The organism is Xanthomonas sp. LMG 8993, assembly GCF_009835065.2.
Taxonomy (GTDB): Bacteria; Pseudomonadota; Gammaproteobacteria; order Xanthomonadales; family Xanthomonadaceae; genus Xanthomonas; species Xanthomonas arboricola.
Genome location: NZ_QVIF02000005.1, coordinates 147,047 through 160,085, shown reverse-complemented (window position 1 = coordinate 160,085; position 13,039 = coordinate 147,047). Strand labels below are relative to the sequence as shown.

The 13,039-nt window shown below is 66.2% G+C and carries 11 protein-coding genes; 4 read left to right on the top strand and 7 right to left on the bottom strand.

Annotated features, from left to right (window positions below; translation table 11 throughout):
- Nucleotides 1-66 precede the first annotated feature (66 nt).
- The 4 genes from DYQ94_RS11805 to DYQ94_RS11790 all read right to left on the bottom strand — a co-directional run bounded on the left by DYQ94_RS11805 (nt 67) and on the right by DYQ94_RS11790 (nt 5,080).
- A complete protein-coding gene (locus tag DYQ94_RS11805; protein ID WP_102581593.1) occupies nt 67-3,045 on the bottom strand; it encodes a TonB-dependent receptor in 2,979 nt (992 codons plus the stop codon).
- A 121-nt stretch (nt 3,046-3,166) separates the two neighbouring features.
- On the bottom strand, nt 3,167-4,189 hold the full coding sequence (locus tag DYQ94_RS11800) for a LacI family DNA-binding transcriptional regulator (RefSeq protein WP_160954535.1): 1,023 nt from the start codon (nt 4,187-4,189) through the stop codon (nt 3,167-3,169).
- A 325-nt stretch (nt 4,190-4,514) separates the two neighbouring features.
- Nucleotides 4,515-4,784 (bottom strand): BolA family protein, encoded by a 270-nt coding sequence (locus tag DYQ94_RS11795; RefSeq protein WP_039521812.1) that lies wholly within the window; start codon nt 4,782-4,784, stop codon nt 4,515-4,517.
- Nucleotides 4,781-5,080, bottom strand: coding sequence for a YciI family protein (locus DYQ94_RS11790; protein WP_016904541.1), 300 nt, complete (start codon nt 5,078-5,080; stop codon nt 4,781-4,783). The genes DYQ94_RS11795 and DYQ94_RS11790 overlap by 4 nt, the downstream gene beginning before the upstream one ends.
- Nucleotides 5,081-5,430: 350 nt before the next feature.
- Here DYQ94_RS11790 and DYQ94_RS11785 point away from each other — a divergent pair, with 350 nt between their 5' ends.
- From DYQ94_RS11785 to DYQ94_RS11775, 3 genes are read left to right on the top strand one after another with little or no spacing between them, the layout of a single operon-like run.
- Nucleotides 5,431-6,336 (top strand): segregation and condensation protein A, encoded by a 906-nt coding sequence (locus tag DYQ94_RS11785; RefSeq protein WP_024940608.1) that lies wholly within the window; start codon nt 5,431-5,433, stop codon nt 6,334-6,336.
- Nucleotides 6,337-6,349: 13 nt separating this feature from the next.
- A complete protein-coding gene (gene scpB, locus DYQ94_RS11780) occupies nt 6,350-7,531 on the top strand; it encodes an SMC-Scp complex subunit ScpB (RefSeq protein WP_160954536.1) in 1,182 nt (393 codons plus the stop codon).
- Complete coding sequence (locus tag DYQ94_RS11775; RefSeq protein WP_046342972.1) at nt 7,524-9,152, top strand: pseudouridine synthase; 1,629 nt, start codon at nt 7,524-7,526, stop codon at nt 9,150-9,152. Before scpB ends, DYQ94_RS11775 begins: the two co-directional genes overlap by 8 nt.
- A gap of 201 nt (nt 9,153-9,353) precedes the next feature.
- Here DYQ94_RS11775 and DYQ94_RS11770 read toward each other — a convergent pair whose 3' ends face one another.
- Complete coding sequence (locus DYQ94_RS11770) at nt 9,354-9,791, bottom strand: hypothetical protein (protein WP_016904973.1); 438 nt, start codon at nt 9,789-9,791, stop codon at nt 9,354-9,356.
- Between the two features lie 165 nt (nt 9,792-9,956).
- Here DYQ94_RS11770 and DYQ94_RS11765 point away from each other — a divergent pair, with 165 nt between their 5' ends.
- Complete coding sequence (locus DYQ94_RS11765; RefSeq protein WP_126966096.1) at nt 9,957-10,727, top strand: glutaminyl-peptide cyclotransferase; 771 nt, start codon at nt 9,957-9,959, stop codon at nt 10,725-10,727.
- Nucleotides 10,728-10,813: 86 nt separating this feature from the next.
- Here the strand turns inward: DYQ94_RS11765 and DYQ94_RS11760 are convergent, their stop codons facing one another.
- Complete coding sequence (locus tag DYQ94_RS11760) at nt 10,814-11,614, bottom strand: amidohydrolase (RefSeq protein WP_024939977.1); 801 nt, start codon at nt 11,612-11,614, stop codon at nt 10,814-10,816.
- Between the two features lie 145 nt (nt 11,615-11,759).
- Nucleotides 11,760-12,908: a pyridoxal phosphate-dependent aminotransferase gene (locus tag DYQ94_RS11755; RefSeq protein ID WP_102251913.1), complete on the bottom strand. Its 1,149-nt coding sequence runs from the start codon at nt 12,906-12,908 to the stop codon at nt 11,760-11,762.
- Nucleotides 12,909-13,039 lie beyond the last annotated feature (131 nt).

Genomic DNA, 13,039 nt, shown 5'->3' with positions numbered 1-13,039 from the left:
CGCCAACCTACCCTATCCAAGCGCCGAGTTCGACCGCCCCGGCAACTGCCGGGGCGGTCGAATACCTCACCAGTTCAGGCCGAAGGCCAGCCGGAAGGTACGCATCGGCGACGCCAGCACACCGGTCGGGGTGCCGTAAGCCGTGTTCAAGTCTCCGAGTGTCCCGGTCTCGCCGTTAAAGTTGGCGTAGTTCACCCAATTGAACACGTTGAGGATATCCGCACGCACGTTGAATTTGACACCTGCGCCGGTATCCCACTCTTTATTGGCGGCGATGCTGAACTCCTTGTAGCCCAGCGTGCCGTCCGGCTTGAACTGCACGATGTAGCACTGGTCGTTGCCGGCCAGGCAGTTCTGCCCGTAACGCGCGGTCTGGCTGGCCAGCGACAGCTTGCCGGACAGCTTGATCTCGTACGGCAGCTCGTAGATGCCGGTGACCACCAGGCGATTCTTCGGAATGCCGCCGGCCTCGCGCCAGCCGTAGTCCTCGATGCGTTCGCGATCCAGGGCGTAATGCTCGCCAAACTGGCGGTTCTCCTTGGCATCGGAATAGGTGTAGGCCACCGTCAGGCCCCAGCCGGACTCCTCGTCGAACGGCTTTTCGACCTGCAGGGCGAGCTGGTTGTTGCGGGTTTCCACGCCGTTGGTCCCCAGCACGATGGCGCTATAGCCATCCGGGCCGTCGGTCGGCGAGCCGGAGGTGGTACCCGGCTGGAAGAACGACCCGTCCGGCAGACGGTTGCCGCGCACGAACGCGAAACCGTCATGGCTTTCGATGCGGCTCAGGGTCACGTCGGTGAACCAGTCCTGGCCCCACAGCGGCACCATGTTGCGCATGCCGATGCTGAATTGATCGGAGTACGGGGTCTTGATGTTGTTGTCGATCAGGTAGACCTCGCGACCGCCGCCGCCACTGCTGCTGGCTGTCAGCGTGTTCAGGCCCTCCTGGGTGTTGTAGGCCGGATTCCATGCGGTGCACGGATCGCCCAGGCAGGCTGGATTGTTGGCGCTGGTGAAGTAGTAGCTATAGGAGTTGAACGAGTTGTTGAGCTGCTCGAGCGCCAGGTAATCGAAGATGTTGCGGTCGTAGGCACGGCCGGCACCGCCATAGATCACATGCGCCTGATCGCCGAACAGGTCATAGGAGGCGCCCAGGCGCGGCTGCCAGGCATTCTTGAATGCCTTGCGATTGTTGCCGGTGCTGATGAAGTTGTTGATGTCGTAGTTGGCGTTGCGCAGGTTGGTCCAGTTCTGCAGCGCACCGGCGACATCGGACGGGGTCACGAAGTCCAGGAACGCCGGGGTTTCTTCGTAGTCGTAGCGCACGCCCAGGTTCAGGGTCCAATGCTCGTTGACCTCCCAGTCGTCCTGCAGGTAGATGCCGTACTGCTTGTTCTCGGACACCACCGAACCGCCACCTTCGACCAGCGGCGCACCGAAGCGCACCCGGTACGGCGTTTCGACATCGCTGAGGATGTTGTAGTAGTACTGCGGGTTGGCCGGGTTGAACTGGGTGGAATCCAGATCGATGCTCTTGAACTTCACGCCCATCTTGACGGTGTGCGCGCCGTGCCATTCCAGGCTGTTCAGGGTCAAATCGTCCTGGAAGGTCCAGCCCTTCTGACCCTTGCGCTGGAAGCTGCTGCCGGCGCCTGCGGCAAGCACGTCGGTCTCGTTACCGCGGTTGGGCGTGTAGCTGAGGATGTAGCCGTTGCCGTTGTTGATCGGCGCCTGGTTCCAGAACGCGCTCTCGTAGCTGAGGTTGGCTTCGTTGAGGAAGTTGGCGCCGCTGTACTGCCAGCGCAGGTTGGCGCGCTTTTCTTCCTGGCCGTTGATGCTGCCGTGCTCGAGGGTCGAGGTGCCGCCGACGTCGTTGAGCTCGTCTTCCTTGCGGTACTTGCCGCTCAGCTCGAACAGGCTGTTGTCGCCGATGGTCCAGTCGATCTTGGCGAAGTACAGGTCTTCCTTGAACGGCGTGCTGTAGGTGGCGACCAGCGGCTGCAACTGCGTGGGCAGCTGATCGACGCGGTCCGAATAGATCGAACCGGGGATCACCACGTTCGGGGTGGTGTATTCCTTGGCTTCATAGGCGACGAAGAAGTGCGCCTTGTCCTTGAGGATCGGGCCGCTGAAGGTGGCGCCGTACTGGGTTTCCTCGAAGTCGTCACGCACGCCGGCGCGCTTTTCCAGCGGGCTTTCTTCGCGCCAGCTGTCGTTGCTGGTATCCCAGAAGAAGCTGCCGTGGAAATCGTTGGTACCGGACTTGGACGAGGCCACGATGGCCGCGCCGCTGACCTGGTCGAACTCGGCCTTGTAGTTGGAGGTGATGACCTTGTATTCGCCGATCGCCGACTGCGGGAACGGGTTGCCGCGGCTGGAATCCTGGCCGCTGACGCCGCCGGTCAGCACGTAGTTCTTCTGGCTCACGCCGTCGATGTAGACGTTGGTGCCTTCGGCCGAGGTAGCGCCCGAGCGCACCTTGGTGGTGCCGTTGGCCTCGCGGGTGAACTGCACGTTCGGCACGGTGTCGGCCAGTTCCAGGAAGTTGCGCGTGGCACGCGGCAGGTTCTGGATCTGCACGTTGGAGATATAGGTGGCGTTCTCGGAGGTACGGGTTTCCACCAGTACCGGCGGGGCCTTGACCTGCACCGCGTCCAGCGTGGTGGCGTTACCACCGTCAGCCGTGGCCGGTTCGCCGCCGACGCCCAGGTTCAGGGTCGCGGTCTGGCCGACCTGCACGGTGACGTTCTGCGAGGTGGTCTGGCCGTTGGCGGTGACGTCCAGGCGGTACGAACCCGGCGGCAGGCCGCCGAGCGAGTAGCCGCCGTTGCTGACCTGCACGGTGCGGGTCAGGCCGGTGGCGAGATTGGTCGCGGTGACCTGGGCCTGGCTGGCAGGCGCCGAGTCGACGGTGACCTGGCCGCGGATGGTCGCCGCAGCACTCTGCGCAAAGGCCGGTGCGGCACCAAGCAACAGGCAACTGGCCAGGGCGCAGCTGAGCAGCTTGCGCGCCGGACTGGCGGAATGGGGGTAGTGGTGGCGCATTGGTCCCTCCAGGGATCGGTACAGATTGTTGTTGTGGCGTTGCGACTTGCAGGAACGACCGCTGCGGGGGGCAGCGGGAGCGGACAGAACGTCCGCGAAAAGGGTCAGCGGGCAGGAAACCTCAGGGGCCGGGCTCGCCGGCGCCGCAGGAGGCGCGGATCACCAGCTCGGGCGTGAGCAATTGGCGGATGCCGTCGTCGCGGCCGGGCTGGTCCACCAGCCGCATCAGCCGGGACATCGCCTGCTCGCCCAGGCGCGCGATGCTGACCCGCATCGTGGTCAGCGCCGGATGGACGAAACGGGCCAGCGGAATATCGTCGAAACCGGCCAGTGCCACATCGCCGGGCACCGAGACATCGGCCTGGACAAACGCGTACAGGCAGCCCAGCGCGGTCATGTCGTTGGCGGCGAATACCGCGTCGGGCAGCGTGCCGCCGGCCAGCATCGCCTGGCCGGCGCGGTGGCCTGAGGCCTCGTCGAAGTCGCCGGTGAATTCGATGCACTGCGCGCTATCGCCGTGGGCGGCGATCGCATCGCGGAAGCCACGCAGGCGTTCGCGCGCATCGAAATTCAGCGCCGGCCCGCCGATGAAGGCGATGCGCCGATGTCCGGCCGACAACAGATGTTCGGTCATCGCCATCGCGCCGGCATGGTCGTCGATGCTCAGCACCGGATAGGCGTCGCCGGGGAGATGCGCGTTGATCAATACCGTGGGCAGCGCCTGCGGCAGGTTGTCGGTGAGGAACCCGGGCTGCTCGGCGTACGGCGACAGCACCAGCAGACCATCCACGCGCCCGCGCATGGACTGCAGTGCCCTGCCCTGCGCTTCCGGGTCGCCGTGGTAACTGGACACCAGCAGATGCTGGCCGGCGGCACGCGCCGCACCATCGATTCCACGGATCAGCTCGGAAAAGAATTCGCCATACAGATCGGGCAGCACCACGCCCAGGGTCTGGGTGCGTCGGCTGCTGAGGCTGCGTGCTGCCGCATGCGGGCTGTAGCGCAGCCGCGCGGCCACGTCCTGCACCAGCTGGCGCACCGGTCCGGCGACGTTGTCATGCCCATTGAGCGCACGCGACACCGTTGCAACGGAGACCTGTGCTTCCCTGGCGACATCTTTGATGGTGACCGCACCCTTGGCCATTCGTGTCGCCCTCCGCGACCGAGTTCCCAAAACTGGCGCGGACTGTAAGCGTTTTCATACGAGGGCGTAAACCCCTGTCTTCACGCCCGTGAAAACGCTTACAGATCAAGCATCTGCAAGTGATGAATGCGTGAAGCGATGTGTTGCGACGCAACAAATACCGCTCATGTGTCCACGGATGAAGGTCGACGGCGATCACGGTTGGGCGGTTTGGCGCTCCGGAGGGAACGGTCCCCCGCGTAGGAGCGCACCCGGGCGCGACAGGCCTTACCGATAAATCCGTCGCGTCCGGGTGCGCTCCTACGACGGCGGCTTGAGTGGCCTGTTAGCCCGCCTCGCCGGGCGCGATCGCCTCGATCGACAGCGCGTGGATATCGGTCTGCATCATCTCGCCCACCGCGGCATAGACCGCGCGGTGCCGCGCCAGCGGCGGCTTGCCGGCAAAGGCGGCGCTGACCACGCGCACATTGAAATGCCCACGCCCGTCGCGCGCGCCGGCATGCCCAGCATGGCGATGGCTGTCGTCCACCACGTCCAGTTCGGTCGGCGCCAGCGCCGCCTGCAGCGCGGTGCGGATACGCTCGACCCGGCTCATGGCAGCACCCGGCGGAACGGACGCACCTCGGTGCGCACGTAGACGCCCGCCTCGACATACGGATCGGCATCGGCCCAGGCGCGGGCGTCATCCAGCGCGTCGAATTCGGCGATGACCACGCTGCCACTGAAACCGGCCGGGCCCGGATCCTCGGCATCGATCGCCGGACATGGCCCGGCCACCAGCAGGCGCCCTGCCGCCGCCAGCGCCTGCAAACGCGCCAGATGCGCCGGTCGCGCCTGCTGCCGGGCCGCCAGTGCGTCGGCCCGGTCATACCCTTCGATTACGTACCACATAGGCCACCTCGCCCAAGACGTGAAGAACAGCCCCGGGATTCTAGCCGCCTCGGCGCTGGACACCGCCCCCGCGCACGCATTACCCTTGCCACCACTGCACACGCAATCGGACGCAGCGGCCCGTCGGCCCAGGCCCCACGCCTCCTCGACGACCGATTCGCTGCCCACCGCCGACCCGCGTAGACGACCTCCTCGCTGTTCCGTCGCCGCATGCCACGCGGCGCACGTTGTATGTGGATTTGTAGGATCGTGCCGGCACGGGCACGACATTGATCGCAATAACTCAAGGCAAAGCCCTGCAGGCGCGGCTCCGACCGTGGCCGGCGACCGTAAGACCCGATGTCGACCTGATGAATTCCGAACTCGCGCACGACGCGAATCCGCCAGCCACGAGCGCGCCGCCACAGCAGCAGGAAATGCGGCTGGCGGTGGTGCATGGGCAAGCGGTGCTGCAGATCCCGCAGGATCTGTATATTCCGCCGGACGCGCTGGAAGTCATCCTGGATGCCTTCGAAGGTCCGCTGGACCTGCTGCTGTATCTGATCCGCCGCCAGAATCTGGACATCCTGGATATCCCCGTCGCCGAGATCACCCGGCAGTACGTGGATTACATCAACGTGATGCAGGAGCTGCGCTTCGAACTGGCGGCGGAATATCTGGTGATGGCCGCGATCCTGGCCGAGATCAAGTCGCGCATGCTGTTGCCGCGCCCGCCCAGCGAGGAAGGCGAAGAAAACGATCCGCGCGCCGAGCTGGTGCGCCGGCTGCAGGAATACGAACGCTTCAAGCAGGCTGCCGAGGATCTGGACACGCTGCCGCGCATGGGCCGCGACAGCGCGCCGGTACAGGCGCATCTGCCCGAGCGCGCCGCGGTCAAGCTGCCGCCGCCGGTGGAACTGAAAGAAATGCTGATGGCGCTGTACGACGTGCTCAAACGCGCCGAACTGTTCACCGGCCATGCGATCAAGCGCGAGGCGCTGAGCGTGCGCCAGCGTATGGGCGATGTGCTGAGCCGCCTGGACGATGGCAGGTTCTACCGTTTCGAATCGCTGTTCACGGCCGAAGAAGGCAAGCTCGGCGTGCTGGTCACCTTCCTGGCGCTGCTCGAACTGGCCAAGGAGCAGTTGCTGGACATCGTGCAGGAGGCGCCGCTGGCGCCGATCTACGTGAAGTCGCTGGCCTTGGGCAATACCAATGCGCCGCTGCAATTCTCCAGCGAATTCGACGACAGCGATGCCGCCAACGAACCCCTCTGAAGCCGATCACCGAATGGATCAAGCGCTGATCACCCGCATTATCGAAGCCGCCCTGCTAGCGAGCAGCCAGCCGCTGACGCTGGCGCAGCTGCAGGGCGTGTTTCCGGAAGAAGAACCGGCGCCGCCCGGCAGCGTCGAGCGCGCGCTGGAACTGCTGCGCGACGGCTGCGCCGAGCGCGGCGTGGAGCTGGTCGAGGTGGCCTCCGGGTTCCGCTTCCAGGTCAAGGCGGACGTGCATGGCTGGGTCGCCCGGCTGTGGACCGAGCGCCGCACCAAGTACACCCGCGCCACGCTGGAAACCCTGGCGCTGATCGCCTACCGCCAGCCGATCACCCGCGGCGAGATCGAGCAGGTGCGCGGCGTGGCGGTCAGCAGCAACATCATCCAGGCGCTGGAAGAACGCGAGTGGATCCGCGTGGTCGGCCACCGCGACGTGCCCGGCAAGCCGGCCCTGTTCGGCACTACCAAGGGCTTCCTGGATTACTTCGGGCTCAAGCGATTGGACGAGCTGCCGCCATTGTCTGAGTTGAAGGACATTGCCGAGCTGGAACCGCAGCTGCCGCTGGACCGCGACGGCCAACTGGACGGCGCGGTGCCGGCGTCGGCGGCGATGGGTGCGGAGCATGCTGAAGCGGGTCCGGATACGGATCCACACCCGGATAGGGCGGATGCAGATGGCGCCGGCGCCGATGCGGCGATTGCCGCCCGGACTGACGCGGCGTCGGATGCAGGTGCTGACGTGGATGCCGACCCGGGCGACGCCGCGCAGGAACAGCGCGATGCCGAGGAGGTGCTGCCGGCATCGGACAGCACCACCGATGCAACCAGCGACAGCGACGACGCAACGCACGCCGATGTCGATGTAGACGACAGCGACCAGATCGCCAGCCCAGGCACTGCAGTCGACGACGAACACGAACACCACGCCGACGCGGTCGATGACCACGCCAGCGCCGATGAATCGAGTGACGACACACCGCAACACCCCGAGCATGCCTCGGCGCAGGACCCGAATCCGTTGAACCCAGATGACGCCCGTGAGGGCGACCCCGACACCGCGCCGGGAACGCGCGCGGACGCAGTGAACGAAGACGAAGACAACGCCGTCGCGACGACGACCGTGGCTGTTGACGAAGCCGATTCCGAACCAGAGGCCGACCCAGAACGCGTCGGCCGGAGCCAGACACATGAGTGACACCCCCCGCAAGCTGTCGTTGAACAAGCTTTCCCTCAAGCGCGACAGCGCGCCCGAAGCGCCCAAGCTGGAAGAGCGCCTGCACAAGGTGCTGGCCCAAGCCGGACTGGGGTCGCGCCGCGCGCTGGAACAGCGCATTGCCGATGGCCTGATCAAGGTCAATGGCGCCGTCGCGCAGACCGGCATGTCGGTGCGCAGCGGCGACAAGATCGAGCTGGATGGCCGCAGTTTCGTGGCCAGCGCGCTGACAGAGCCCTCGCGCGTGCTGATCTACAACAAGCCCGAAGGCGAAGTGACCACCCGCGAAGACCCCGAAGGCCGCCCGACCGTGTTCGAGTCGCTGCCGGCATTGAAGGGCTCGCGCTGGATCGCCATCGGCCGCCTGGACATCAACACCACCGGCCTGCTGCTGCTGACCACCGACGGTGAGCTGGCCAACGCGATGATGCATCCCTCCTACGAGGTCGAGCGCGAATACGTGGTGCGCGTACGCGCCCCGGAAGGCGAGGACAAGGTCTCCGACGCCATCATCGAGCGCCTGTCGCGCGGTGTGCTGCTGGAAGACGGCGGCGCCAAGTTCGACGAGATCGAACGCATCGGCGGCACCGACTCGCACGACTGGTTCCGCGTGGTGGTCAAGGAAGGCCGCAACCGCGAAGTGCGTCGCCTGTGGGAGTCGCAGGGCTGCCAGGTCAGTCGCCTCAAGCGCAGCCGCTACGGCAAGATCTCGCTGCCGCGCGAACTGCTGCGTGGGCAGTCCATCGAAGTGGCGCAGGACAAGGTCGACAGCCTGCGTGCCGAACTCAAGCTGGAAGAAGGCGCGCCGTCGGCGCTGACGCTGCAGCCGGTGATCGGCCAGCGCCGCGCCGCCAAGTCCACCGTGCACGTCTCGCGCGATGGCCGCAGCAATGCCTACGTCAACGGCCAGACCTCCGGCGCCGACGAAGGACGCGAACTGCGCCGCTTCGACAACCCGCGCGAAGATCGCGGCGGCCGTGGCCGTGGCAAGCCGGGCGGTTTCCGCGGCGGCCTCACCGTCAGCGGCGAAGCGGCAGCCAAGCAGTCGCAGCAGCGCCCATTCAAGCAACGCGCCCCCGCCAAGGGCGACCGCGGCCTTCCGGACGGCAACCCGGCCGCGTTCCGCAGCTGGTACGTGCCCGATGGCGTGAGCACCGGCCCGAGCGGCCACCGCAATGCCGGCCCCGGTGGCCCTGGCACCGGCCAGGCGCGCCCGTACGCGAAGAAGGGTCCGGGCGGTGCACGCCCAGGTGGCGGCGCGGGCAATGCACGCCCTGGCGCAGGCGGCACGGGACGTGGCGGCGCCGGTGGCGGACAGGGCCAGTCGCAGGGCCAGGGTCAGCGCAAGCACCCGTACGGTCATCCGGGCAATGCGCCGAGCTTTCCGTCCGATCACGCCAATCCGGGTTTCAGCCCGTATGGCGCGGCACGTCCGGCGGCCGGTCGCCCGACCGGCGCACGCGCGGGTGGCCCCGGTGGCAACCGTGGTCCGGGCGGCAATCGCGGTCCGGGTGGTCCGGGCGGCGCGCCGCGTGGACCGGGTGGTCGCCCGCCGGGTGGCGGCAATCGTCGTCCGCCAGGCGGTGGTAATCGCGGTCGCTAAGCTGCGGCACGCGCAATAAAAAACGGCCCTGCAAAGGGCCGTTTTTTATTGGTGTTTCCGTTCGCGCCCGGCATCACAGTTGCTGGAAACAGCAGCGACACCGAGTTCGTACAGCAACAGCGCAGAGCCCAATGTTTGGGGGCGCTGCGCGTTCACGCAGGCGTCGACCATTGGCGACGCTTGCGCTGCATGCACAGCGTCTTACTTGCGACGCTCGATGACGAAGTTGCCCACCGCCACGCCCAGATCGACGCCCTCACCCGTGCCGGCCAGGGCCAGCGAAATGTCGCCCTTGGTGACCACCTGTGCCGTGCTGGACTTGACCACGCCGGCATGCGCTTCGGCCGCCGCGTAGGTGCCGAACAGATCATTGAGGCTGTAGGCGCCGGAGAAGGTGCCGCGGCCGCCGACAATCTTGGACTTGCCGACGGTCAGGCCGCCGCCCTTGCTGGAGATCTTGACCGGGATCACCGCGCCGTTGTCGCACTTGATGGTGCCGGTACCGCTGGCGGTCTTGTAGAACACCGACCAGCCCGACAGGTTGAACGACAGCTGGCAGTCGATGTTGCCGGCGGCCTGCGCCTGCGGTGCAAGCGTTGCGGCGCCCAGCAGCGCGAAGAGGGAAAGGGACTTGATCATGCGGGCATTCCGGTTGGTGAACGTGGCGCCGAGCCTAGCAGCGCCGATGTGGCAGCCGCGACAACATGCCGGCACCACGCATGCGGCCGTTCAGCGAATCATTATTTCGCCGGCCGGCGGCCTGCGCAGCCACAGTCTGCGATGGCGGCATGGGATGATTGCGGCATGCCACGCACCGCCTACAGCCTGCTCTTCGCCGCCCTGCTGCTGCCCACCCTCGCCCACTGCGGCGAGACCATCCCGACCCAGGGCTATACCGTCGTGCGCACCTATCCGCACGACACCGCCGCCTTTACCGAAGGCCTGTTCTATCTCGACGGCTACCTGTACGAGAGCACCGGCGAACTGGGCCAGTCCAGCGTGCGCAAGGTCGAGCTGGCGACCGGCCGCGTCCTGCAGCAGGCCACGACACCAGCGCCGTTTTTCGGCGAAGGCATCGTGGCCTGGCACGACCGCCTGATCCAGCTGACCTGGCGCAACCAGCGCGGGTTTGTCTACGACCTGGCCACGCTGACGCCGCGCACGCAGTTCAGTTATTCCGGCGAGGGCTGGGCGCTGACCCGTGACGACAGCAGCCTGTACATGAGCGATGGCACTGCCCGCATTCGACGGCTGGATCCGCAGACGCTGCAGCAGGTCGGCAGCATCAAGGTCACTGCCGGCGGCAGGGCGCTGGACAATCTCAACGAGCTGGAATGGGTCAACGGCGAGCTGTTGGCGAACGTCTGGCTGACCACCCGCATCGCACGCATCGACCCGGCCAGCGGCAAGGTCATCGCCTGGATCGACTTGAAGGCGCTAGTGCCGGACGCCGACACCCTGAGCGACCCTAGCAACGATGTGCTCAACGGCATCGCCTACGACGCCGAGCACGATCGCCTGTTCGTCACCGGCAAGCGGTGGCCGAAAATCTACGAGATCAAGTTGGGTGAGTAGCCGGGATTGGGGATTGGGGATTCGGGATTCGCAACAGCGGGCAAACGGATAGCTGTGCCTTGCCTGCTTGCACCAATCCCCAATCCCTAATCCCTAATCACAAATTCATCCGCATCCAGCATCGCCGGGAAGCGTGCGCGGTGTTCGGCCAGGGCGGCAGCGCTGAGGGTGGTGGTGACCACCTGTGGCTGCTCGCGGATTTCCACCTGCGGCTGGCCGAGGAAATCGATCACGGCGCTGTCGCCGGCGTAGTGCAGCTGATTACCGTCGACGCCGACGCGGTTGACCGCTGCCACAAAGCACAGGTTCTCGATCGCGCGTGCGCGCAGCAACGTCTTCCAGGCATAGGCGCGCGCGGACGGCCAGTTGGCGACGAACAGTTGCAGATCGAAATCCAGCTGGCCCGGCCGCTCGACATCGAAGCGATTGCGGCAGAACACCGGAAAGCGCAGGTCGTAGCAGACCTGCGGATTGATCCGCCAGCCCTTCCACTCCACCGTCAGGCGATCGCGCCCGGCCGCGTAGCGCAGGTGCTCGTTGCCGAAGCGGAACAGATGGCGCTTGTCGTAATACTGCAGCGCCCCGTCCGGCGTGGCCCACAGCAGCCGGTTGAACACGCCTTCGGGCGTGCGCAATTGCACGCTACCGGTGACGGCAGCATCCAGCCGCGCCGCCTGCGCACGCACCCAGGCCACGGTCGGCCCGTGCATGTCCTCGGCCTTGTCGATGGCGTCGTTGGAGAACCCGCTGGTGAAGGTCTCCGGCAGGATCACCAGATCGGTCTGCCCGGCCAACGGCTCCAGCAACGCACCGTAATAGTCGCGATTGCCGGCCGGGTCATGCCAGCGGGTGTCGCCTTGGATCAGGGAGATGCGCAGGTCGTGCATTAAAGGCTCGGGATTCGGGAGTGGGGATTTGGGATTCGAACGGCGGGTTTCGGGTGGCTTCCTGTCATCGGCATTCTGCGAACTCGTCAACAAACGACCAACCGCCGTTACGATTCCCCAATCCCGATTCCCGATTCCCAGCTCTTCAGAGCTGCTGCAACCGCGCGATCGCCGCATCCAGGGTTGCATCGTTCTTGGCGAAGCACAGCCGCGCCAGTCGTTGCCCTTGCGGCGCGGTCTCGTAGAACGGCGACAGCGGAATCGCGGCCACGCCCTTTTCCACCGTCAGCCACTTCACGAACTCGGTGTCGGGCAGGTCGCTGATGGCCGAATAGTCGACCAGCTGGAAATAGCCGCCGGGCACTGGCAACGGCTTCAGGCGCGTGGTCAGCAACTGTTCGCGGAAACGGTCGCGCTTGGCCTGGTAGAACGCGCCGAGGTGTTCGTCGTGTTCGGGTTCGTCGCGAATCATCGCGGCGAATGCGTGCTGGGCCGGACCGAAGCTGGTGAAGGTGTTGTACTGGTGCACCTTGCGGAACTCGGCGCTCAGTGCCGGCGGCGCGATGGCGTAGCCGATCTTCCATCCGGTGCAGTGATAGGTCTTGCCGAAGCTGGAAATCACAAACGCGCGCTCGCGCAGTTCCGGCCAGCGCAACACCGATTCGTGGCGGCGGCCGTCGAACACGATGTGTTCGTACACCTCGTCCGAGAGCAGGAAGATGTCGCTGCCGCGCAGCAGCTCGGTCAAGCGCTGCATGTCATCGGCAGACAGCATCGCGCCGGAGGGATTGTGCGGCGAGTTGATCATCAGCAGGCGCGTCTTCGGCGTGATCGCTGCGCGCAGCGCCGGCCAATCGATGGCGAAGGTCTGCGGGTCCAGCGCCACGTGCACGGCGCGCGCGCCGGCCAGGTCGATCGCCGGCTCGTAGCAGTCGTAGGCCGGGTCCAGCACGATGACCTCCTCGCCTGCGCGCACCACCGCGTGGATGGCGTTGAAGATCGCCTCGGTGGCACCGCTGGTGACGGTGATCTCGCTGTCGGCATCGACCTGCGCGCCGTAACAGCGCTGCGCCTTGCCGGCGATGGCCTGGCGCAAGGCCGCAACGCCGGTCATCGGCGGGTACTGGTTGTGGCCGGCCGCCATGGCCTTGGCCAGTTCATCGACCAGCCGCTGCGGCACCGCGAAATCGGGAAAACCCTGGCCCAGATTCACCGCGCCGTGTTCGGCCGCCAGCTGCGACATGACGGTGAAGATGGTGGTGCCCACCTTGGGCAGCTTGGTCGTGAGGGGCATCGGGCCTGTCCGGGCAACAAACGGGGGGACCGCGAGTGTACGCAAAGCCGCCAGGCGGTTGCGCCCGGGCGATGCAAAACAGCGTTCCCGGACACATCACGCCGCCGAACGCGCCCCCGGCAGCGCGCCAT

Bases quoted from the DNA above. Each gene is read 5' to 3' on its own strand.
- DYQ94_RS11760 (WP_024939977.1), bottom strand. From the start codon at position 11,614: ATGCACGACCTGCGCATCTCCCTGATCCAAGGCGACACCCGCTGGCAT.
- DYQ94_RS11755 (WP_102251913.1), bottom strand. From the start codon at position 12,908: ATGCCCCTCACGACCAAGCTGCCCAAGGTGGGCACCACCATCTTCACC.
- DYQ94_RS11790 (WP_016904541.1), bottom strand. From the start codon at position 5,080: ATGTGGTACGTAATCGAAGGGTATGACCGGGCCGACGCACTGGCGGCC.
- scpB (WP_160954536.1), top strand. From the start codon at position 6,350: ATGGATCAAGCGCTGATCACCCGCATTATCGAAGCCGCCCTGCTAGCG.
- DYQ94_RS11765 (WP_126966096.1), top strand. From the start codon at position 9,957: ATGCCACGCACCGCCTACAGCCTGCTCTTCGCCGCCCTGCTGCTGCCC.
- DYQ94_RS11770 (WP_016904973.1), bottom strand. From the start codon at position 9,791: ATGATCAAGTCCCTTTCCCTCTTCGCGCTGCTGGGCGCCGCAACGCTT.
- DYQ94_RS11800 (WP_160954535.1), bottom strand. From the start codon at position 4,189: ATGGCCAAGGGTGCGGTCACCATCAAAGATGTCGCCAGGGAAGCACAG.
- DYQ94_RS11795 (WP_039521812.1), bottom strand. From the start codon at position 4,784: ATGAGCCGGGTCGAGCGTATCCGCACCGCGCTGCAGGCGGCGCTGGCG.
- DYQ94_RS11775 (WP_046342972.1), top strand. From the start codon at position 7,524: ATGAGTGACACCCCCCGCAAGCTGTCGTTGAACAAGCTTTCCCTCAAG.
- DYQ94_RS11805 (WP_102581593.1), bottom strand. From the start codon at position 3,045: ATGCGCCACCACTACCCCCATTCCGCCAGTCCGGCGCGCAAGCTGCTC.
- DYQ94_RS11785 (WP_024940608.1), top strand. From the start codon at position 5,431: ATGAATTCCGAACTCGCGCACGACGCGAATCCGCCAGCCACGAGCGCG.